21 protein-coding genes are annotated in these 22,734 nt (G+C 44.8%); 2 read left to right on the top strand and 19 right to left on the bottom strand.

The window, feature by feature from the left end:
* Positions 1 to 520: 520 nt before the first annotated feature.
* Positions 521 to 2,263: an adenine deaminase C-terminal domain-containing protein gene (locus ACTJKA_RS15180; protein ID WP_268390440.1), complete on the bottom strand. Its 1,743-nt coding sequence runs from the start codon at positions 2,261 to 2,263 to the stop codon at positions 521 to 523.
* A gap of 125 nt (positions 2,264 to 2,388) precedes the next feature.
* On the opposite strand from ACTJKA_RS15180, the gene ACTJKA_RS15175 reads away from it, so the two are divergent.
* Positions 2,389 to 2,610 (top strand): YgaP family membrane protein, encoded by a 222-nt coding sequence (locus ACTJKA_RS15175; protein ID WP_008344274.1) that lies wholly within the window; start codon positions 2,389 to 2,391, stop codon positions 2,608 to 2,610.
* A gap of 227 nt (positions 2,611 to 2,837) precedes the next feature.
* On the opposite strand, the gene ACTJKA_RS15170 is transcribed toward ACTJKA_RS15175, so the two are convergent.
* Genes ACTJKA_RS15170 through ACTJKA_RS15155 form a run of 4 tightly spaced genes read right to left on the bottom strand, consistent with a single transcriptional unit; the run spans position 2,838 to position 6,822 of the window.
* The gene (locus ACTJKA_RS15170; protein ID WP_440607828.1) at positions 2,838 to 4,103 is read right to left on the bottom strand and encodes a peptidase; all 1,266 of its coding nucleotides are present in this window, start codon (positions 4,101 to 4,103) and stop codon (positions 2,838 to 2,840) included.
* Positions 4,104 to 4,117: 14 nt separating this feature from the next.
* Positions 4,118 to 4,783, bottom strand: a complete 666-nt coding sequence (locus ACTJKA_RS15165; protein WP_025206868.1) for a 3-oxoacid CoA-transferase subunit B — start codon at positions 4,781 to 4,783, stop codon at positions 4,118 to 4,120.
* Positions 4,759 to 5,445 (bottom strand): CoA transferase subunit A, encoded by a 687-nt coding sequence (locus ACTJKA_RS15160; protein ID WP_008344277.1) that lies wholly within the window; start codon positions 5,443 to 5,445, stop codon positions 4,759 to 4,761. Before ACTJKA_RS15160 ends, ACTJKA_RS15165 begins: the two co-directional genes overlap by 25 nt.
* Positions 5,446 to 5,457: 12 nt before the next feature.
* Positions 5,458 to 6,822 carry an aspartate aminotransferase family protein gene (locus ACTJKA_RS15155; RefSeq protein ID WP_326110569.1) on the bottom strand — a complete coding sequence of 455 codons (1,365 nt, stop codon included), beginning with the start codon at positions 6,820 to 6,822 and terminating at the stop codon, positions 5,458 to 5,460.
* 191 nt (positions 6,823 to 7,013) lie between these two features.
* Here ACTJKA_RS15155 and ACTJKA_RS15150 point away from each other — a divergent pair, with 191 nt between their 5' ends.
* Positions 7,014 to 8,672 carry a PucR family transcriptional regulator gene (locus tag ACTJKA_RS15150; protein ID WP_165378775.1) on the top strand — a complete coding sequence of 553 codons (1,659 nt, stop codon included), beginning with the start codon at positions 7,014 to 7,016 and terminating at the stop codon, positions 8,670 to 8,672.
* On the opposite strand, the gene ablB is transcribed toward ACTJKA_RS15150, so the two are convergent.
* From ablB to purE, 14 genes are all read right to left on the bottom strand, one after another.
* On the bottom strand, positions 8,667 to 9,512 hold the full coding sequence (gene ablB / locus ACTJKA_RS15145; protein WP_345912085.1) for a putative beta-lysine N-acetyltransferase: 846 nt from the start codon (positions 9,510 to 9,512) through the stop codon (positions 8,667 to 8,669). The two genes, ACTJKA_RS15150 and ablB, sit on opposite strands and share 6 nt — an antisense overlap.
* Before the next feature lie 15 nt (positions 9,513 to 9,527).
* Entirely contained in the window at positions 9,528 to 9,722 is a 195-nt protein-coding gene (locus tag ACTJKA_RS15140; protein ID WP_035703540.1) for a hypothetical protein, read from the bottom strand.
* Positions 9,723 to 9,842: 120 nt separating this feature from the next.
* Positions 9,843 to 11,117: a phosphoribosylamine--glycine ligase gene (gene purD / locus ACTJKA_RS15135; protein WP_249476479.1), complete on the bottom strand. Its 1,275-nt coding sequence runs from the start codon at positions 11,115 to 11,117 to the stop codon at positions 9,843 to 9,845.
* A 12-nt stretch (positions 11,118 to 11,129) separates the two neighbouring features.
* Complete coding sequence (gene purH, locus ACTJKA_RS15130) at positions 11,130 to 12,668, bottom strand: bifunctional phosphoribosylaminoimidazolecarboxamide formyltransferase/IMP cyclohydrolase (RefSeq protein ID WP_008344287.1); 1,539 nt, start codon at positions 12,666 to 12,668, stop codon at positions 11,130 to 11,132.
* Positions 12,669 to 12,683: 15 nt separating this feature from the next.
* Entirely contained in the window at positions 12,684 to 13,253 is a 570-nt protein-coding gene (gene purN, locus ACTJKA_RS15125; RefSeq protein ID WP_008344288.1) for a phosphoribosylglycinamide formyltransferase, read from the bottom strand.
* Complete coding sequence (purM, locus tag ACTJKA_RS15120; protein WP_216099551.1) at positions 13,250 to 14,290, bottom strand: phosphoribosylformylglycinamidine cyclo-ligase; 1,041 nt, start codon at positions 14,288 to 14,290, stop codon at positions 13,250 to 13,252. The genes purN and purM overlap by 4 nt, the downstream gene beginning before the upstream one ends.
* A 96-nt stretch (positions 14,291 to 14,386) precedes the next feature.
* A complete protein-coding gene (purF, locus tag ACTJKA_RS15115; RefSeq protein ID WP_039168587.1) occupies positions 14,387 to 15,817 on the bottom strand; it encodes an amidophosphoribosyltransferase in 1,431 nt (476 codons plus the stop codon).
* Positions 15,793 to 18,024, bottom strand: coding sequence for a phosphoribosylformylglycinamidine synthase subunit PurL (gene purL, locus ACTJKA_RS15110; RefSeq protein WP_345912084.1), 2,232 nt, complete (start codon positions 18,022 to 18,024; stop codon positions 15,793 to 15,795). Before purL ends, purF begins: the two co-directional genes overlap by 25 nt.
* The gene (gene purQ / locus ACTJKA_RS15105; protein ID WP_008344292.1) at positions 18,008 to 18,691 is read right to left on the bottom strand and encodes a phosphoribosylformylglycinamidine synthase subunit PurQ; all 684 of its coding nucleotides are present in this window, start codon (positions 18,689 to 18,691) and stop codon (positions 18,008 to 18,010) included. The genes purL and purQ overlap by 17 nt, the downstream gene beginning before the upstream one ends.
* Positions 18,688 to 18,942 (bottom strand): phosphoribosylformylglycinamidine synthase subunit PurS, encoded by a 255-nt coding sequence (purS, locus tag ACTJKA_RS15100; protein WP_008344293.1) that lies wholly within the window; start codon positions 18,940 to 18,942, stop codon positions 18,688 to 18,690. The genes purQ and purS overlap by 4 nt, the downstream gene beginning before the upstream one ends.
* Positions 18,935 to 19,657: a phosphoribosylaminoimidazolesuccinocarboxamide synthase gene (gene purC / locus ACTJKA_RS15095; RefSeq protein ID WP_007496901.1), complete on the bottom strand. Its 723-nt coding sequence runs from the start codon at positions 19,655 to 19,657 to the stop codon at positions 18,935 to 18,937. The genes purS and purC overlap by 8 nt, the downstream gene beginning before the upstream one ends.
* A 72-nt stretch (positions 19,658 to 19,729) precedes the next feature.
* Positions 19,730 to 21,025 (bottom strand): adenylosuccinate lyase, encoded by a 1,296-nt coding sequence (gene purB, locus ACTJKA_RS15090; protein WP_148780533.1) that lies wholly within the window; start codon positions 21,023 to 21,025, stop codon positions 19,730 to 19,732.
* Positions 21,022 to 22,164, bottom strand: coding sequence for a 5-(carboxyamino)imidazole ribonucleotide synthase (gene purK, locus ACTJKA_RS15085; RefSeq protein ID WP_025206860.1), 1,143 nt, complete (start codon positions 22,162 to 22,164; stop codon positions 21,022 to 21,024). Before purK ends, purB begins: the two co-directional genes overlap by 4 nt.
* Positions 22,157 to 22,645, bottom strand: coding sequence for a 5-(carboxyamino)imidazole ribonucleotide mutase (purE, locus tag ACTJKA_RS15080; protein ID WP_017359824.1), 489 nt, complete (start codon positions 22,643 to 22,645; stop codon positions 22,157 to 22,159). Before purE ends, purK begins: the two co-directional genes overlap by 8 nt.
* Positions 22,646 to 22,734 lie beyond the last annotated feature (89 nt).

Genomic DNA, 22,734 nt, shown 5'->3' with positions numbered 1-22,734 from the left:
TTCTCCTTTACTATTGGCACACCGCTCCGCACTGACTTTTCCGAGAAAGCGGTATCTTTCCTGACTCATTTTTTTCAACCTCAGCAATGAGCTTTGAACGAATCATGACAGGTTTGGTTCTACGCTGAAAATGCCATCAGGTTCTTTCGTAAGCCGAAGCTTCTTTATCGTAAACAAATTCGACAAGTTTTGTCATATTCCTTGTGCGACAATCTGACAAACTTGTTTGCCTCCAATATCTAGAACACTTCTGCTCTGTTAAGTCTTTCCCTAAAAAACAGTATGTGTAGAAAGCTTGGCGAGACGACAAACCTGCGCCCCGCCTTGCTTAATTATTCAAAATATGTTGGTCGGCCAGCGTAACCGACAGATTCATTTTACAATTGGGCACTTCATTCGTCATGTCAAAGCCCTATGCTTTGTCACCATATCTAGCAGCGAAGAGATCTCTTGCTTACTCCTGCCCTATAACAGCGGTCAGAAATCTAGCAAATATGATACAGCTCCACTCTGTTATATTTTAACGCATTATAGACGGAAAGAGTACAGTTTTTTTCATGACATCAAATATTCCTCTTGGTGTCACTCGAATATACGGCAAGTGTGTGCTTTGGAAAAAGACAAGTGTATCAATCGGGCAGTCAAATGGATACCCTCGCTCAATGAGTAGCTCTCGTAACGTTTGCTCCTGCTGAAGAACCGTTTCAAACGGTTCAGCTGATGCACAGCCTGATAATTGCAGCGGGATTTCATGCAAAATCTTTCCGTTTTCTGTGAGCACGATTCCTCCGCCAATTTCTTTCATTCGCTTATGAGCAAGCATCATATCATCTTTATTTTTCCCAATCACTAAAATGTCACCAGTGGTTGAAAATGAGCTGACAAACCCTTGCACCGTGTTTGCAAATCCTTTTAACATTGTGTTCACGCGCCACTCGCCTTTTCGATCAATCAGGCTGAAGAAGTTTTGATCATGGTCACAGGACAGCTGATTGACAGAGTTATCAATCTCCACTGTATAGGGCTCCATGATGACAGAATTTCGCATTTTGACACCAAGCGGCATTGAGAATTGCAAGTCACTCATTGTCAGGTCATAGCTTAAATCTAATGGTTCAAGCCCGCCATTTTCCCATTTTGTCTCTTGGAATTGATGCTGGTTCTCCCCCTCTAATTTCAGGATTACCCCTTTAGAAATCACCGTTTCTGGATTTGGATTCATCGGATCATCTAAAATATTCAAAGAAGCCAATCGGCCAGGACCGACCACGCCTAATAAGTCATCAATTTGATAGTATTTCGCAATGTTAAAAGTGGCCATATTGTACGCATCAATAGTAGGCACGCCTTCTTCAAGGGCAATGGAAATGAGACGATTGATCATGCCTTCTTCATAAAAGTGAGGCGCTGATCCATCTGTTGTATAGAAAAAGTGATCGTAGTGCCTAAAGTCACGCTCATGCAATTCCCTTAAAATGTTCACTAAATCTGGGCGGATGGAAGAATGACGCAAGGACACATGATAACCTAGAGACAAGCGTTTGAGCACATCGTCTGCATTCATTGCTTCATGATCACTGTCCGCTCCAAACAGCTTCATTTTTGTTAGCGTTTTCTCAGAAGCCCCAGGGAAATGCCCTTCAATTCGTTTTCTCTGCTTCTTCGTTTCTTGCATGCAATATAAAATGAGATCATCACCGTCCATTAATCTTGGCCAGCTCGTTAATTCGCCGCCTTGAAGGACGTCGGGATGATCAATCCATTCTTTCCGATAGTTAATAGGCAGCATCTCATCTTCATACCTGACCTCGGTTTGAAGATCGTATCTGGACCACCAGAAGTACTGAAATGGCTGCTTTTTTAATTCACATAGAGTGGAAAGCGCTTTCTTTTCATTGCTTTGCAAAAGAAGAAATAAGTTATCGCTGACCATCGTTGTTGTGCCAAATTGAGACACATATTCTGCAAGTGATTGGGGATTATAAATATGGAACGGATGCGCGTGAGGTTCAATATACCCCGGCACAATGTATTTACCTTCACAATCAATCACACGTTTAGCTGATTTATTTTGAGGAAGCTCTGCTCCGACATAAACAATTCGATCATCATGTATCCAAATATTTGCCTTCACCCATTGCTTCAAAAACGGGTTTAGCACGAGTCCATTCGTTAAAAGGAGTGTTGGAACTATTTTTGAGTCGACTACATCGATTTGTGTGCGGATGTCATTGTTTCTCCAATTAAAAGTACGTTCGGACATTCACATACTCTCCTTCATTTGTATTAGCCCTATCGTAACATAACGAAACACGTTACGCATTAATGAAACGTTACAATTTCTTGAAATCACACTTAAAATAATTTAAAAAAGGAGAATCACTTGCAATGAAACCTAATCTTGGCTTAATGGAAGCGCTCATGAGAATTGCCTGCGGAATGACGATATGTACTGTAGCTGGATCCTTATATGCTCGAAAACCTTGGAGTAAAATGCTGCTTTTTGGCATCATGCTCGGCGGATTAAAATTGGGTTCTGGTATTCTTCGTTTTTGTCCAGTGACCTATATGTGTGAACAGCAGAATACACATAAAGAGAAGGCTGAGTAGACAGCCTTCTTCAGATTGTTGACAAAGAGCTAAAATGAATTTTATTTTAGCTCTTTGTCTTCCTTTCAGCGTGACATGAAAACCTTTGAAGTCTAGGAAGGGCGAGCACCGGAGCGGAGCGAATGTTACATTCGTGAGCACCGGCGCACAGACCTGACAACGAATGCGAGGGTTTATCTGCACGCTGGAGAAGGCTGAGTAGACAGCCTTCTTTTTTTGTGTGTGAATCATTCCTCTGCTTCGCACCATTTGACCAACGTACCAGCAATGATTTCTGCTGCTTCAATCACATGTTTGATCTCAATAGATTCATTCGGGAAATGGGCAAGCTCCGTCGTTCCAGGCCCAAACACAATGATTGGGATATCCGCTGCTTGTGACAGTAATCCGCCGTCTGTCCCCCAAGGGGCGGCTTCCACCTTTGGCGGGTGCTGCATGACCTCTTCATATTGTTCTTTCAATAGACCTAAAAGCGGGTGATCAGAGTCGATGGACCCTGGAAGCCATCTCGCACCAAACCACTCCACCTCCACAGGATGTTCTTGAAACCAATCATCCTTTTCAGCGAGTCCAGTCATCCAATTTTCTAATTCCTTCTCTGCCTGCTCAACTGTCTCACCTGGCATCACACCAAGCCTGCCTTCCATTGTGACAAGATCTGCGACAGAGGACGGCCAATCACCGCCTTGAATTTTCCCAATGTTGATTGGAATTGGAATCGGGATATGCTGAAACAACGGCTCCGTCACTCGCTGATTTCTTTCTTTTTCTAGTGCCGCTATATGAGAAAGGACCACCGTGCTCTTTTCAATAGCCGAAACACCGTGATACCTTGTTCCGCCATGAGCTGCCCTTCCTTTAATATGCAGCCTGAACCACTTTGATCCTTGCTGAATCGGAAAAATGTTCATATGACTTGGCTCTGGAATGATGGCAGCATCCGCTGTGTACCCTTTCAATATTGCTGCAAGTGTGCCTGCTCCGCCGCTTTCCTCTTCGACGACACTATGAAACACCACATCTCCTTTCAGGGGAATCTGAAGCGTATGCAGTGCCTCAAGCGCAAAGAGTAAAGAAACGTTTCCACCTTTCATATCTGTTGCCCCGCGTCCATAAAGTCTCCCGTTTATGATATGCCCGCTGTAAGGCGGATATGTCCATTGATTCTTATCTCCTGCCGGAACCACATCTACGTGCCCGTTTAATAAAATTGATTTGCCGCCACCTTTTCCTTTCAATCGCCCAGCAACGTTGGGACTCCCTTGAAAAGATCGGCGCGGGGAATAAAAATAAGGATGCTCTAGTAATTCATCGCCGCCAATTTCCCAAACGTCTACATCAAAGCCAATGGCGGACAGTTTATTGGCCACGATCTGCTGAACCTCTTCTTCATTTCCTTGGGTGCTGTCACATTGCACCATTTGCTGAAGAAGCGTAATGGCTTCATCCTGATGCTCTTTCATCCAGTTTCTGATACGTGTCATTGGCTGCAAGTCGTTCATCCTTTCTACACAACAGATTTGACATCAGGCGCTAAAATTAATGGCGCTTCAGTCGCCCTGATGACATCTTCCGGCTGAAATGGCGGCATGACTTCACGTAAAATGAGCAGCTGAGACTTGACCTCAATGACCGCCATATCCGTAATAATCAAATCGACACACGCTTTAGCGGTTAATGGCAATGTACAAGCCGTTTTCACTTTAGATCGACCGTGTTTATCCAGATGGCTCATCACCACTACCACTTTTTTCGCTTTTTGCGCCAGCTCAATCGCTCCGCCCATACCCGGTACTCTTTTCCCCGGTACAATCCAATTGGCAAGATCCCCTTGGCTGCTTACTTCAAGTGCACCCAAAATCGTCATATCCAGCATTCCTTTTCGGATGATGCCAAAAGCAGTCGTACTGTCCATGTACGAGCCGCCCTTTGTTAACGTAATGGGAAAACCACCGGCATTGCACAAATTCGGATCTTCTTCCCCTTGCAGAGGCGAGGCTCCTGCCCCCATAATGCCGTTTTCTGCATGCAGCCACACCTCGTAATGTGATGGAATGTAGTCTGCTGCTAGGGTCGGAATGCCGATCCCAAGATTCACAATCATGCCATCTTCAATTTCTTGTGCTGCTCTTTTGGCAATGCGGTGTCTTAAATCGATGTCTCCCATGCCCATGTCCAGTTCACTCCTTTTGATTGCACGATTTGATTCACAAATACGCCTGGCGTCACGATTTCTTCTGGATCGAGCTGCCCCGCTGCCACAATTTCTTCTGCCTCCGCTATGGTCCAGTCTCCTGCCATCGCCACAATCGGGTTTGTATTCCGTGCGCTTTTATCAAAAATCAGGTTTCCCACTTCATCTGCTTTGTAGGCATTGACGATGGCAATATCCGCTGTGAGCGCAGGCTCTAACATATAATTCTTCCCATTCAGCTCAACCAATTGTTTCTCATCGAGATTCAGGCTATCCATCCCAACATCTGTCACAATGCCCGCCAGCCCCATTCCGCCTGCTCTGATTTTTTCTGCAAGAATGCCCTGCGGGTAAAAATGAACGTCTAATGTACCAGCCTGCATTTTCTGTCCGGCAATGGGATTTGAGCCGATATGAGAGGCGATGATTTTTTTCACTCTTCCTTCTGTGATGAGCCTGCCCACACCAATTTGCGGGAAACCTGCATCATTTCCGATCAATGTCAGATCTTGAATATTTGCTTCCAAAATGGCATCAATCAACGATGGTGGTGAACCCACGCCGCCAAATCCGCCAAACATGATGGTCATGCCATCTTTTAATCGCGTCATCACTTCATCCAAACCCACAGTTTTGTTCATGTTCGTTCCTCCTTACATAGCAGATGGGAAAAACCCTCGATTGATTACTTCTTGTTCGACTTGTGTGATGGTCTGCCCGAATAAATCAATGAGTTCATCCATTTCCTGCTGTGTGATGGAAAGCGGCGGTGCGATCATAACTGCTGCGCCTCCGACTCCATCCTCTCCAGCGCTTGCTGGATACACAAGCAGTCCATTTTGTTTTGCCGTTTCAACGACGAGATTGGTTATCTGAGCATGTGCAGGAAATGGCGTTTTGGATAAACGATCTGCGACAAACTCAATGCCAATCAGCAATCCCTTCCCTCTCACATCTCCTATGATGGAATGATTGACTTGCAAATCTTTTAAAGCATTCATCAGATATCGCCCGGAAAGTTCAGCCCGTTCGGGAAGCTGATGCTTTTTCATATATCGAATGACCGCTAATGAAACGGCTGCTGAAAGCGGATTGGCACTATATGTGTGCCCTGCCATGACAGAGCCGGAGCCGCTGATAATCGGTGCCATCACACGATCCGTTGAGACAACTGCTGCAATTGGAGAATAACCTGCGCTCATGCCCTTTCCAAGAACCATGATATCTGGTACCGTGCCCCAGTGTTCCATCGCAAACATTTTCCCAGTTCGTCCAAAGCCCGTCATGACCTCATCTGCGATCATTAAAATGTCGTTTTCTTCACAGACACGCTTCATTGCTTCGAAATAACCGTCTGGCGGCAGGAGCGCCGCTCCCGCTGCGCCAACAATCGGTTCAGCAATCAATGCGGCGATCCTCTCTTTTCCTATACGCTGAATGACGGTCTTAAATTCCTGAACATACCACTCGACCTGCTTGCTGTCTTCCTTTGGCAGCCATGACCGGTAGCTATAGGGCGGAGACAGCACTGGATGCTTTTCAAGCAGTGGTTCAAAGCGCTCTCTCCTTGCAATATGACCTGACATTGACAGCGCCCCTAATGTAATACCGTGGTAACTCATCCACCTTGAGATGATATGATTTTTTTCCGTCTTCCCCTGCTCCTGCCAATGCTGTATCGCCATTTTCATAGCGGTCTCCGTTGCCTCTGAACCGCTCCCTACAAAAAAAGACCAGTTCAGATCACCTGGGCAAAGTGTACTCAATTCATACGCTAGTTCTTCCGCTGGTTCATTCGTAAATTGTGACCTGTACGTAAAGCTCACCTTGTTCGCTTGCTCCGTCATCGCATCAATAATGTCTTGTATACCATGTCCAATACTTGCCGTGACTGCCCCTGATGAGCCGTCTATATATTTTTTTCCGTCCCGATCATATAAATAAATCCCCTCTCCTCTCACAGCCACAGGATATTGCTGATTTAACATCGGTTTGATTAAGTAATCCCGGGTCTCCACTTTGTCATTCCTCCCTCTCTTGTCAGCAGCTGCACTTTTCTTTTCACATGAATCGTAAGAAAATTTTGTATACTTGGTATAAGATTAGCTTAATCAAGAGGGCAGTCATCCTCCATTCGCCATTTGCCCGAATTTCACGCGTGTTTTTTATACATGGTGTATAAGAGTGTTCAAAAGGAGGTCATGAGTCTATGGCGATTCTCGTCAAAGATGCACTCTCGCTCGATATGATGAAAGAAACCAAACTGCTTGCTGGAGAAAATGGACTGGATCGGCTTATCCAGTGGGTGACCATTGTGGAAATTATTGAGGACACGTCTAGACTTTCCGAAGGAGAATTACTTGTTACAACTGGATTTGGACTGACAGAAAATAAAGAAAGACGCATCCGGCTTGAAAAATTGATTCAATCTCATCGTCTTTCAGCCATTGCCATTTATAAAGGCGTGTACTTAACGGAAATTCCCGCATCACTCATTGAAGCCGCCGAAAATAGCGGTATTCCGCTCATCGAGATTCCGCCCCATGTCAATTTTTCAGACATCACAAAAGCCGTTCTAGAACAAATCGTCAGCAGTCAGCTCCATCAGCTCAAATATTCTTCCGCGATTCATCAAAGACTGACCCATTTAAATGTGAGCAATAAAAATGTCACGCAAATTACGGATGAACTGGCACATCTCACAGCAGCAAATATCGTGGTGCTGGATGTGTTTTTGCACCAAACAGCAGCTCATCTCGAAACAGACGAAGTGACCTATTCTCCTGCTTTTGGCTTTCTAACAGATGACGAACCGATTGAAACCTCTTCTCTGCTCAAACAGGCAGAGGAAAAAGGCCGGCTCGTCTATGACACATATGGTGCGTTTGTTCTAGCCGCATGCCCTGTGATTGCAATGGGGGATATTTTCGGGTTCATTGTGGCGTTAAAGAAAAAAGAGACGTGGCACCATCTCGATGCCATCGCCATTGAGCATGCCGGTGCGGTGTATGCGATTGAATGGTTGAAACAAAAAGCCATTCAAGATACAGAAAACCAAATGCAGGGGCATTTATTGGATGATATGTTGCAGCAGCAATACACAGAAGAAAGCTATGTCATCGAACAAGCAAGAAAGCTGCAATATGATATGAGCGAAGAACAAGTCGTCATCTACTTTCAATTTCAGCATCAGCACACACAGCTCGACCATCAAATGGTGCAGCGCCTATCCCAATTGCTCACATCCATTTTTGAACGCAGACAAATTCCTTTTTTATTAAAGGCAAGGCTTGATTCCATTTTCGTCTTGACACCCGCAGGGAAAAGCACGTATCAAGAAACAAATTGGTATCGCGCATCAGAAGAATGCTGCAGTACTTGGTCTTATTTTTTCCCCGTCCATCCCATTGTGATTGGCATTGGAAGAGCCTACGACCAGATCAGTCTCTTTGCTAAAAGTGCAAAAGAAGCCCAATATGCAGCAAGGCTTCTTCCTCTTTTGAAAACAGATGACAGCATCATTCATTATCAGAAGCTCGGTCTATATGGGATGCTGCTTGAAATGAACGAAGCCGGAATGAATTTGCATGACTTTTATGTGGAGCTGTTAAGCCCGCTGCTTTATACAAAAAAACAAGGAGCTGACCTCATTCATACACTCGAAGTGTATTTGGCACATAATGAAAATATTCAAAAGTCAGCGGGGGAATTGTTTATTCACCGGCATACGTTAAGCTACCGGTTGAAACAAATTGAAACGAGAACAGGCTGCAGCCTCAAATCCACTGATGATCGGATGAAGCTGCAGCTGAGTATCATGGCGTACCGCCTATCTGGTCTGCTTGATCAGATGAGAACCATCTCATGATTCATTTGGCGTTTTGACCCAGAGATTCATATCTTCAATTTTGTCAAAAATATAGCAGTTGTTTTGAAAGCGTCCGGTGTATGTATACCCGAGCTGATAAAATACTTGATTCATTCCATAGGACAGTGCACGGGCAAGAGAATAAAAGACATAAATGTGCATGGATTGAAGCTCTTGTTCGAGGGCTAGAATCAAATGATGCATGAATCCTAGTTTTCTGTATGTGGGAAGGGTTGCACAATCTGTTAATTCTGCATGACCATACGGCACATTGATTTCAGCGGATGCGGCACTTACAAGTTGACTGTCATGTTCAACGGCATAAAAAACCGTACCTTCCTCCATTACCTTTTGGATGTAATCTGGCTCGTTCATTGGCGTGGGATACGTTTCAAAGACCGTATCATAGAGCGCTGCCAGCTTGTGCACATCCTCTGGACCGGCTTTCCTCATCACATACTCATCTTGCCACACGCCTTGGTCTTTTTTAATCGGCTTTTCTTGAATAGAAGCAACGATTTCATCTTCCTTCAGCCAAAATGGGCTGTTCATTCGATCTTCGGTCAGAAAGAGCGACATGCCGTATGCATCACTTCCGAGAAAATAATGAGAAAACACCCCTTCAAGCCGAAAGCCTTTTTCTAAAAAAAGAGGCATATGCTCACGCCTTACTTTTACAATGACCTTAGACGCCTTGCATTCCGCCGCTTCCTGAAGCACGGACTGAATCACATCCTGCACCCTGCCACTATAGTCATCCAAACGAATTCGCTCATTGAATGGATCCATACAGATCAAAGCAGAAAAACGCTCGTTTGCAAGTTTCTTCAATTGCACCATACACTCATTCCCCTCTTAGCTAATGAAAAACTTCCAAATTAAAAATGAAGAAATAGCAATGCCAGAAAAAATGGATAGGATCATATAACTAATGGCTACGCCTTTTTTCAATTTATTCTGCTTAATGGCAGTCACCATGATGTTATTTATAGTTATGAGATATAAAACAAGCATGACGTTTGCAAAGATGATAAATGCTTTGATTTCCATGTTGCCTCCCCAAATCTATTCGTGATCCCATACTACTTCTTCATCATCTGCCCGCATCCCTCCTATGAACAGAAGAAGAAAAAACACCTTTCCATCTCGTCAGATAGAAAGGTGTTTTGATTAAACGTTTTTCCCCGCTGCCTTCAGCGCACGGGCGCCAATGTCACGGCGATAAAATAAACCTGGCTGAATGATTTCTTCAACCGCTTCATACACTCTTGATCTTGCTGCTTCAAATGTGTCGTCAAATGCGGTCACATTTGCTACACGGCCGCCATTTGTGACGAATTGATCGTTTTCCTTTTTCGTTCCTGCATGGAAGGTGACGACATCAGAGACCGTTGTTTGCAAAGCACCGATTGGTGTGCCTTTTGCGTAGTCTTCCGGGTATCCTTCTGATGCAAGAACGACACTGACAGCAGCTGTGTCTTTCCACTGCAAGTCCACATCTTTTCCGTCCAGAATATCGAGGAATACTTGGACTAGATCTGATTCAAGACGAGGGAGCACTACTTGCGTTTCAGGGTCGCCAAAGCGTGCATTGAACTCAATGACCTTTGAGCCTTCTGGTGTCAGCATTAAGCCTGCATATAAAATGCCTGTAAACGAACGCTCTTCCTGCACCATCGCGCGAGCTGCTGGTTTGACGACGTCTTCCACCGCTTTTTGTACGATTTCATCAGAAATTTGTGGAACCGGTGAATAAGCGCCCATCCCGCCGGTGTTTGGTCCTTTGTCATCTTCAAATGCCCGTTTATGATCCTGTGCGATCACCATCGGATACACTTTTTCTCCATTGACAAAGGCCATCAGAGAAAACTCTTCACCTGTTAAAAATTCTTCAATGACAACCGATGCACTCGCATCGCCAAACTTTTCATCCTCTAAAAAGTCATGGAGGCAGTTGATTGCCTCTTCAAGCGTCATTGCCACTGTCACGCCTTTTCCTGCGGCAAGCCCATCTGCTTTAATGACAATTGGGGCACCCTTTTCTTCCACATATGCCTTCGCTTCTTCAAACGATGTAAAAGTGGCGTAAGCGGCTGTCGGGATCTCATAATTTTTCATTAAGTCTTTTGCAAATTCTTTTGAGCCTTCAATGACTGCGGCTTTTGCATTCGGTCCAAATACCTTGAGTCCTGCTTCTTCAAATGCATCGACGACACCTGCAATTAATGGAACCTCTGGACCGACAATTGTTAAACCGATGTTATTGTCTTTTGCAAAACGAATTAACGCCTCATGATCGCCCTCGTCGATTGGGACAAGCTTCGCAGCGTCTGTCATTCCATCATTGCCGGGTGCGACAAATACTTGGCTGACAAGTTCGCTTTGATTCACTTTCCATGCGATGGTATGCTCTCTTCCGCCTCTGCCGATAATTAATACGTTCACACTGTCATCCCCTTAATGTTTGAAATGTCTAACGCCAGTGAAGACCATGGCGATGCCGTATTCATCTGCTTTTTGGATTGATTCTTCATCACGAATGGAACCACCTGGCTGGATGATCGCTGTAACGCCTGCCTTTGCAGCAGCTTCCACTGTATCGCCCATTGGGAAAAATGCATCAGAACCTAGTGCACTGCCTTTTGCCTTTTCACCTGCTTGCTCAATCGCAATGTTAGCCGAGCCAACACGGTTCATTTGACCAGCACCAATACCTGCTGTCATTTGATCCTTCGCTAGAACGATGGCATTTGATTTCACATGCTTGACGACTTTCCAAGCGAGCTTTAAGTCTTTCCATTCGTCTTCAGTCGGTTCTCTTTTCGTTGGAATAGAGATCGTTGCTTCCTCTAAGCCGTATGTGTCGATATCCTGAACGAGCAATCCACCATGAACACTTGTGAGCTGCTTTTCTTTTTTCCCAAGATCTGCTTCTACATCTAATGTTAGTAGACGAAGGTTCTTTTTCGCTGTTAACACGTCAAGTGCTTCTTGGCTAAACGATGGTGCGATGACGATTTCTAAGAAAATCGTATGGAGTACCTCAGCCGTTTGCTTGTCTACTTCACGATTAAGCGCCACAATGCCGCCGAAAATAGATGTTTCATCTGCTTTAAATGCACGATCAAATGCTTCTGCAATCGTTTCCCCTGTCCCAACACCACATGGGTTCATATGCTTTACAGCCACAGCCGCTGGCTCCGTAAATTCACGTACAATTTGAAGTGCTGCATCTGCATCTTTGATGTTGTTATAGGAAAGTTCTTTTCCATGTAATTGTGTTGCAGTAGCTAAAGAGCCTTTGCTTGGAAGCGCATTTTCATAGAAAGTCGCCGCTTGGTGCGGGTTTTCTCCATAACGAAGAGATTGCTTTTTCTCAAATGTGACTGTGAACTGTTCTGGCTCTGTTTCGCCAACAAAGTTCGTTAAGTAATCCGCAATCAGGGCATCGTAAGCAGCTGTATGACGGAATACTTTTGCTGCAAGCTCACGTTTTTTCTCTAGTGAGACGCCGCCTTCTTTGATTTGTTGAACGACAGAATCATAATCACGCGGGTCCACAATCACCGTGACGTCCTGATGGTTTTTAGAAGCAGCACGAAGCATACCCGGACCGCCAATATCAATGTTTTCAATCGCTTCTTCATACGTGACATCGTCTTTGGAAATGGTCTCTTTGAATGGATATAGATTCACAACGACAAGATCAATCGGCTGAATGCCGTGCTTTTCAATCTGTGCCATATGCTCATCGTTTTCTCTCACTGCTAACAGTCCACCGTGAATGTTCGGATGAAGCGTTTTGAGTCGTCCGTCCATGATTTCTGGGAAGCCAGTCACTTCAGAAATACCAATGACATCAATGCCGTTCTCTTGAAGAAGTTTGTGTGTACCACCAGTTGAAATCACTTCAACGCCAAGTTCTGTTAGTTCTTTCACAAAAGGTACAAGATTTGTTTTATCGGAAACACTGATTAATGCGCGTTTGATCGTCATGCCTTTGTCACCTCATTAAGATAATTCTAAAAGTGATTTGATCACTTTTGGATATAGTGTGTGTTCTAATTCATGCATTCTTTTTTCAATGGATTCAAGGTCTTCCCCTTGTTCAATATGAATGGCTGCTTGATCAATAATCGGGCCGGTATCCATGCCTTCGTCGACATAATGAACCGTGATGCCAGCCACTTTGACTCCTGCTTGATAGGCTTGTCCAATCGCATCGAGTCCAGGAAATGCTGGCAGTAAAGAAGGGTGGATATTCACGATTTTCCCTCTAAATGCATCAAGCAATGTCGGGCCGATCAGTCGCATATACCCAGCGAGGAAAATCCATTCCACTTCATGCAGTTTCAGCTGTTCAATGATGGTTTGCTCAAAAGCGGCTTTACTTGGGAAAGCCTTCGGCGTAAAAGAAAAAGACGGAATGCCCTCTTTCTCTGCCCGCTCCAGCACCTTCGCACCCGGTTTATCACAGATCACAATGGCGGCTTTTGCCGGCCACTGTTCTTCTTTTAACGTATCAATAATGGCTTGAAAATTTGTCCCGCTTCCAGAGGCGAAGATCGCAAACTTTTTCATGAGAGGCTTCCACCACCGAAAGTGACGCCTTCTCCTTTTTGAACTCGTCCGATAAGGAAGGCTTTCTCTCCGTCTTGTTCCAGTCCGCTGATCACATCTACAAGATTGTCCTCTTTGACAGCTAAGACAAAGCCGATGCCCATATTAAATACATTGAACATGTCTTCTGCTTTTAATTGCCCTTTTTCTTGGATAAAGGAGAAAATAGGCGGAACTGGCCATGAGCCGTTATCAATCTCAACGCCAAGTCCTTCAGGCAGCATACGTGGTAAATTCTCAATAAAGCCGCCACCTGTCACATGTGCCATACCGTCAACCTTGCCAGCTTTCACTTGTTTAAGAACAGGCTTGACATAAATCTTCGTCGGTTCAAGCAGCTCTTCTCCAAGTGGTCTTGTAAAAGGTTCATATGTTTGGTGAAGATCTAGACCCGCATCTTCAAGCAATACTTTTCGTACAAGAGAATAGCCATTGCTATGAATTCCGCTAGAGCTGAGTCCAATCAGCAAATGCCCTTCCTTGATGTTCTCTCCTGTGACGATTTCATCCTTTTCAACGACACCTACAGAAAACCCGGCAATATCATATTCTTCTTCTGTGTAAAGACCCGGCATTTCTGCTGTCTCTCCGCCGACAAGCGCTGAGCCAGACTGCTCGCATCCGTCAGCTACACCTTTGACGATGGATTCAATTTTCAAAGGATCTGCTTTTCCAACTGCTAAGTAATCTAAGAAAAAGAGCGGCTCTGCCCCTTGTGCAAGTACATCGTTCACACACATAGCAACAGCATCTACACCGATCGTATCGTGTTGATCCATTAAAAAAGCGAGCTTTAATTTCGTACCAACACCATCTGTTCCTGAGACAAGTACGGGCTTTTTATATGGCAGTTCAGATAAATCAAACATCCCGCCAAATCCGCCTAGAGCCCCCATGACACCTGCTCTTTTTGTACGTTCTACGTGTGTTTTCATTCGTTTAACGGCTTCGTATCCTGCTTCGATGTCGACACCGGCGTTTTTATATGCTTCTGACATCCCATTCACTCCTTTTATCTGCTTGTCTTCCATGTATTTTCGGCAGAATGAAAGAGCAGCATATCAAATCACGTTGACTGCTGCTCCATTATTCGATTATTTCGTCAGGACTGTTTCCTTCACATGAGGAAGGACAGTATCTTCATAAATTTCGGTCGGGTATTTTCCAGTAAAGCATGCTAAACACTGACCGCGCTGCGGATCATCATACTTTCTGCCAATCCCGTCCATTAAACCGTCTACAGATAAAAATGCAATGGTGTCTGCACCGATCTCCTGTCTAATTTCTTCCACTGAATGAGATGACGCAATCAGCTCTTCGTGTGTAGACGTATCAATTCCATAAAAACACGGATGAGCGATTGGCGGTGAACTAATGCGTACATGCACTTCCGTCGCACCTGCTTCTCTTAGCATCGTCACAATTCGGCGGCTTGTTGTTCCGCGTACGATGGAATCATCCACCATGACGACACGTTTGCCTTCGACCACCCCGCGCACAGCAGACAGCTTCATTCGCACGCCCTGCTCACGCAATGCTTGAGACGGCTGAATAAATGTCCGGCCGACATATCGGTTTTTAATTAAACCTAGCTCATATGGAATACCTGTTGCTTCGGCATAACCAATCGCTGCAGAAATACTGGAGTCTGGCACACCTGTCACGACATCTGCTTCGACATGTGCTTCTTCTGCAAGCTTCTTGCCAAGATTCTTTCTCGCACTATGCACGTTGATGCCATTGATATTGCTGTCCGGTCTTGAGAAATAAATGTATTCCATGCTGCACATGCTGCGGTTAATGTTCATCGAGAAACGCTCAGATTTTAAGCCGTCATCATTAATGATCAGCATTTCGCCAGGCTCTACATCTCGTAAATAGGTAGCACCGACGACATCAAAAGCACATGTTTCAGAAGCGACAACATAAGCATCCCCAAGCATACCAAGTGAAAGTGGGCGTAATCCGTTCGGATCAAGCGCTACGATCATTTCTGTTTCCGTCATGATTAAGAAAGCATAAGCCCCTTTTAGCATAGACAGAGCATTTTTGATTTGATCCTTCAAATCCATATATCCGCTACGCTTAATTAAGTGAGCGAGCACTTCGGTATCAGAAGACGTTTGAAAAATACTTCCTTGGTTCTCTAGCTGCTGTTTTAATTGCGTTGCATTGACCAAGTTTCCATTATGAGCAAGGGCAAGGCTGCCATTGTTTTGTGAGCGGAAGAAGAGGGGTTGCACATTCTCAAAGCCGCCTCCGCCTGCTGTCGCATACCGAACGTGTCCGATCGCACCTTTTCCCTTTAAATCCTTAAGCTCACCATTTTGGAACACTTCCGTAATCAGTCCAAGGCCTTTGTGTGACGTCAGGTTTTCACCGTCTGTTGCAATAATTCCTGCACCTTCTTGTCCTCGGTGCTGAAGGCTATGCAATCCGTAATAGGTGATTTGCGGGGCTTCTTCGTGTCCCCAAACCCCAAAGACGCCACATTCTTCGTTTAAGCCTCTGATTTCAGCAAGCATGGGATCGCTCCTTTCCATGCGCGTTCAAGCTCGTTGACTGCCGCATGAATCCATTGTTGTCCTTCTTGATTTTTGACAGTGAATACACCATCATTTGTGACCGTTCCGACTTCTTTTGCATCTTGCACAGCCTCAGCAAACGCTTCGCGGTTTTCTGGTTTCACTGTGACGACAAAACGTGACTGTGATTCACTGAATAGTGATGCAGCGCTGTTTAGATCGAGCTGGATATCAGCGCCAAGACCATCTGTTCCAAATGTACTTTCAGCTAGAGCTACACCAAGACCGCCTTCAGACACATCATGTGCTGACTGAACAAGTCCGTTTTGAATCGCTGCTAAAAGGGCTTCTTGACGCGCCAGTTCTACATCCAAATCAATTTCGGGTGCTTTTCCGTAGATACGGCCTTCTGTCATTTTTTGAAGCTCACTGCCTGCGAATTCTTCCTTCGTTTCACCAATGACGAAAATCACATCGCCTGCCTGTTGGAACGATTGAGTCGTAATATGAGCTGTATCTTCAATCAAACCAACCATGCCAATAACTGGCGTTGGGTAAATGGCCGTTCCATTTGACTCGTTATATAAAGAAACGTTACCGCCGATGACCGGTGTGCTTAATGTACGGCAAGCTTCGCTAATGCCGTCAGCAGACTTTTCAATCTGCCAGAAGATTTCTGGTTTCTCCGGGTTACCGAAGTTCAAGTTATCTGTTACTGCAAGCGGACGAGCGCCTGAGCAGACAATGTTACGTGCTGCTTCTGCGACGGCGATTTTCCCGCCAACTTCTGGATCAAGGTAGAGATAACGTGCGTTACAATCTGTTGTCATCGCAAGAGCTTTTTTCGTCCCACGGATTCTGAGCACGCCCGCATCAGAGCCAGGTGCAACGACAGTGTTTGTACGAACCATATAGTCGTATTGATCGTAAACCCATTCTTTACTCGCAATCGTTGGCTGCTTTAACAGCTGTTTCAATGTATCTGCTGCATCTGTGATCGCTGGAGCTTCCACTTTTGTTTCTAAAAACTCACGATAGTATGCAGGCTCACTTGACGGCTTGTGATAAACCGGTGCTTCTTCTGCAAGTGCATCAACTGGAAGCTCACACACTACTTCTCCTTGATGGAGTAAACGAAGCATTTTATCATCTGTCACATGACCGACTGAGACTGCTTCAAGATCGTATTTTTCAAAAATATCAATGATTTCTTGTTCACGGCCTTTTTCAATGACCAACAGCATTCTCTCTTGGGATTCAGACAGCATCATTTCATACGCTGACATGCCTGTTTCACGCTGAGGGATCAGGTCTAGGTTCATTTCGATACCTGAACCGGCTTTACTTGCCATCTCTGCACTTGAGCTAGTTAAGCCAGCCGCTCCCATATCTTGAATGCCCACAAGCGCATCATTTTTGATGACTTCAAGACATGCTTCAAGCAAAAGCTTTTCCATGAACGGATCGCCGACTTGAACCGCTGAACGTTTTTCTTCTGATTCATCAGAAAATTCTTCAGACGCAAATGTTGCACCGTGAATCCCGTCACGTCCCGTTTTAGCACCAACGTACATGACCGTATTGCCAACACCTTTTGCCTGCCCTTTCTTGATGTCTTCGTGGTTGATTAACCCTACACACATCGCGTTAACGAGCGGGTTGCCTTCATAGCTTTGATCAAAATGAACTTCTCCGCCGACTGTTGGAATACCGATACAGTTTCCATAGCCTGCAATCCCTGCCACTACTTCTTCAAACAAGTACTTCACGCGCGGTGAAGTCAGTTCACCAAAACGAAGAGAGTTTAATACCGCAATTGGACGAGCACCCATGGAGAATACATCACGGATGATTCCGCCAACACCTGTTGCCGCTCCTTGATACGGTTCAATTGCAGATGGATGGTTATGTGATTCGATTTTAAATACAACCGCTTGGTTGTCTCCAATATCAACGATTCCAGCGCCTTCCCCAGGACCTTGAAGAACATGCTCTCCTTTTGTCGGGAATTTGCTTAAAACAGGCTTTGAGTTTTTATAACTACAATGCTCTGACCACATGACAGAAAAGATACCCGTTTCTGTGTAGTTTGGCAGCCTGCCAATAATGGATTCGATTAAAGCGAATTCTTCATCACTCAATCCCATTTGCTGATACAATTTCTCTTCTTTAATTTGCTTGTGACTTGGTTCAAGCAGTAGTGACATGAGTGTCCCTCCAATTTTTCACGATAGATTGAAACAATTTAAGTCCGTCTGCGCTGCCTAGTAATGAATCAACTGCGCGCTCAGGGTGCGGCATCATGCCGAGTACATTGCCCTGTTCATTCGTTACACCTGCAATTCGATTCACACTGCCATTAATATCGTCACCGTAAGTGAAAGCGATTTGGCCTCGTTCAATCAGCTTCGCTAACGTGTCTTCGTCACAGTAGAAGTTGCCTTCTCCGTGTGCTACAGGAATCGTAATCGATTCACCTTTTTGATAACCGCTTGTAAATTGCGTTTCGTTGTTCTCTACAATGAGTTCAACTGGACGACAGATAAATTTTAGATCTTTATTCCGTCTCATTGCACCTGGCAAAATGCCAAGCTCCTGAAGAATTTGGAACCCGTTACAAACACCAAGAACAGGTTTTCCTTCCGCAGCTGCTTTTTTCACAGCCGGCATGATGTTAGAAAAACGAGCAATCGCACCGCATCTTAAGTAATCCCCATAAGAGAAACCGCCTGGTACGAGTACACCGTCAAAACCATCAAGACTCGTTTCGTCGTGCCATACATATTCAACTTGTTCACCTAACTCATCTTGAATCGCATGATACATATCGATATCACAGTTAGAGCCAGGCAAGACGATCACTGCAAACTTCACTGTGCGACAACCTCCTCCACCTCATAGCGGTAATCTTCAATCACCGTGTTGGCAAGCAATTTTTCACACATTTCTTTGACCACTGTATCTAAGTCACGTTCTGATTTCTCAATGACTAGCTCCATATATTTCCCGATACGGACATCCTTTACTTCCTGATAAGACATGCTGTGCAAAGCGTGCTGCACGGCACTTCCTTGTGGATCAAGAACGCTCTCTTTTAAGCTGACAAAAATTTTCACTTTATACATGTTTATGGCCTCCAAGTCTTTTGAAAATTTCTTCGTATGCATTTGTTAAGCCGCCCAGGTTTCGTCTGAACACGTCTTTATCAAGCTTTTCGTTTGTATCTTTGTCCCAAAGCCTGCACGTATCAGGTGAAATCTCATCAGCTAGCAAAATACGATTCTCGTGATCTATTCCGAATTCAAGCTTGAAATCAATTAAATTCACATGGCAATCTGAGAAGATTTGCTTCAATTCTTCATTCACTTGTCTTGTGATTTGTTTCATTTCCTCGACCTGTTCAGGTGTCGCTGCATGTAAAATGCGAATATGATCTTCTGTAATGAGCGGATCGCCGAGTGCATCATCTTTGTAGTAAAACTCGATCAAAGGTGTGTCCAGTTTCGTTCCCTCTGGAATCCCAAGACGTTTTGACATACTGCCTGCCACCACGTTTCGCACAACGACTTCAAGCGGTACGATGTCTACCTTTTGAATGAGCTGTTCTGTTTCAGATAGGCGTTTCACAAAGTGATTGTTGATTCCTTTCTCATGTAGCATTTGAAAAATCAAGCTGGAAATTTCGTTATTCAGTCTGCCTTTGCCTTCAATTTCCGCTTTCTTTTCACCGTTAAATGCTGTAGCTGAGTCTTTATATTCAACATATAAAATATGCTCGTCATCGGTCTGATAGATTCTTTTCGCTTTGCCTTCGTAGAGAAGTTCTTGTTTCACAGTCATTCAGATTGGCCTCCTAATTTGAATGTTGGCAATTTTCAGGATTAGGCGCCTGACTAGCAGGCGGCCCATTTCTTACGCAAGACCTAGACGTTCGAAAATCATATCGACATTTTTCAAGTGATAGTTGTAATCGAAGCAGTCAGCGATTTGTTCAGGTGTTAAGCGTGAAGTGATTTTCTCTTCTGCTTCTACTAATGTACGGAATGGTACTTGTTTCTCCCAAGCTTCCATCGCCTTTGGCTGAACCGTGTCATATGCTTCTTCACGTGCCATACCTGTATCAATGAGTGCAAGCAGAACACGCTGAGAGTAGATCAAGCCAAGTGTGCGGTCCATGTTGCGTTTCATATTCTCAGGGAAGACCGTCAAGTTCTTCACAATATTAGAGAAACGGTTCAGCATATAGTTCAGTGCAATCGTTGCATCTGGTAAAATGATGCGTTCAGCAGATGAATGAGAAATATCACGCTCATGCCAAAGTGGTACATTTTCATAAGCAGTCAGCATATAACCACGGATGACGCGAGCAATTCCCGTCATATTTTCAGAACCGATTGGGTTTCGTTTATGCGGCATCGCTGATGATCCCTTTTGTCCTTTTGCAAAGAATTCTTCTACTTCACGCGTTTCACTCTTTTGAAGACCACGAATTTCAACAGCAAATTTCTCAATGCTTGTTGCAACTAAAGCAAGGGTTGCCATGTAATCTGCATGACGGTCACGCTGCAAGGTTTGGGTTGAAATTGGTGCAGCTTTGATGCCAAGTTTCTCACATACATATTGCTCAACAAACGGGTCGATGTTCGCATATGTGCCAACAGCACCAGAGATTTTGCCGTATTCGATGCCGGCTTTTGCTTGTTTAAAACGTTCTAAGTTACGCTTCATTTCCTCGTACCAAAGACCAAGCTTTAGGCCAAATGTTGTCGGTTCAGCGTGTACACCGTGTGTACGGCCCATCATGACGGTATATTTGTGCTCTTTTGCTTTTTCTTTTAGTATGTCAACAAATCTCTCAATGTCCTTGAGCAAAATATCGTTCGCCTGTTTTAATAGATATGAAAGCGCCGTATCCACTACGTCTGTAGATGTTAACCCGTAATGAACCCACTTTCTTTCTTCTCCTAGAGATTCAGATACAGCACGCGTAAAGGCAACCACGTCGTGGCGCGTGTCTTGTTCAATCTCTAGAATACGATCAATATCAAAGCTTGCATTCTTACGCATAGTCACAACGTCTTCTTTCGGAATGACGCCAAGTTCTGCCCAAGCTTCACAAGCGAGAATTTCTACTTCAAGCCATGCATTAAATTTGTTTTCCTCTGTCCAGATTGCTGACATTTCTGGTCGTGCGTAACGTTCGATCATTTCCCGTTTCCTCCATCTCTTTCAGTCCATATCTTTGTGATGTTTGCCATCCATTCATCATCAAGCTGTTTCATAAATGTCATATGCCCCATTTTGCGGCCGGCTTTTACTTCATGTTTGCCATATAGATAAAGCTTCGCTTCCTTTAAAAGCTCAGGATGTTCTTTTGGGATGTCCACTTCATCGCCCAGCAAATTCACCATCATACCCTCTGATAAAAGAGCTGTTCCGCCAAGCGGCAAACCGCATATGGCGCGAATGTGCTGTTCAAACTGACTCGTCTCACATAAATCCAATGTGTAATGTCCAGAGTTATGCGGGCGCGGTGCCAGTTCATTGACGAGCAGCTTCCCTTCATTTGTCAGGAACAGTTCAACAGCAAGCGTACCGACCAGCCCTAGCTTTTCAGCAAGCGTTGTTGCCAGCTCTTTTGCTTTCTCCTGAATGCTGCCATCTACCCGTGCAGGCACGATGCTTTGGAATAAAATATTGTGCTTATGAATGTTCTCAGCGACTGGGAATGTCGCAATTTCCCCATGAACAGACCGCGTCACAATCACGGACAGTTCCATTTGGAAAGGAACCCAGCTTTCTAAAATGCACGTTCCATGCGTAAGAAGTGCAGCCGCTTCATGAAGCTGATCCTTCTCTTTGATGACGTACTGTCCTTTACCGTCGTAACCGCCTCTGCATGTTTTCAGCACAGCTGGCAAACCAAGCGCATTTACTGCATCTTTCAGCTCCTTCTCATCATGAACGATGCGATAAGGGGCGACTTCACAGCCTGCATCTACAATCCCTTTTTTCTCCGTTTCACGGTTTTGGGTTAAAAGAAGGAGTTCGCTTCCTTGCGGTAAATACGCCTCTTCCTTCAGCTGATTGAGTGCATCATAATCAATATTTTCAAATTCATATGTGACCACATCGCTGATGTCCGCCAGCTGCCTGATCGCTTCAAGGTCACTGTATGCGGCTGTGATTTCTGTATCAGCAACCTGTCCACAAGGAGAAAGTGTGACAGGGTCAAGGACTGCTGCCCGGTAGCCCATTTGCTTTGCACTGACGGCCATGTATCTGCCAAGCTGTCCGCCGCCGATGATACCAATGGTTGCGTTTGGAAAAATGGTCTGCTTAGCCAAGCTGATCACTGCTTTCTAATACAGTTTGTTTTGTTTGCTCTCTTCTTTCTTCAAGGCGTGCTGCAACGGCTTCATCGAATGCTGAAATCATTTGTGCAGCTAGAAGCCCTGCATTTGTTGCACCGGCTTTGCCGATTGCCACTGTGGCAACAGGTACACCGCCTGGCATTTGAACGATGGATAATAAGGAATCCAGCCCGTTTAATGCTTTTGATTGTACGGGCACACCAATGACCGGCAGTGTCGTTTTTGCTGCGACCATCCCCGGTAAATGTGCTGCGCCTCCAGCACCGGCAATAATGACCTTGAGTCCTTTACCTCTTGCTTCAGTCGCATATTCAAACATCAAATCAGGTGTCCGATGTGCGGATACAACCTGTTTTTCATACGGAATGTTTAATTCCTCTAAGATATCGCACGCATGTTTCATTGTTTCCCAATCAGATGTACTTCCCATGATGACACCTACAAGCGGCTTCATTTTGTCCCCACCTTTAAGCTATTATTCGATTTTGTACCGTTTGACACGCTTCCCAAACCTAAGTAGCTTGTCAAACGCCGAACAAAAAG

Source organism: Bacillus sp. 22190, from assembly GCF_052045575.1.
Classification (GTDB): Bacteria; Bacillota; Bacilli; order Bacillales; family Bacillaceae; genus Bacillus; species Bacillus altitudinis.
The sequence above is the reverse complement of the archived record's forward strand: the minus strand, read 5'-3'. Positions and strand labels throughout refer to the sequence as shown.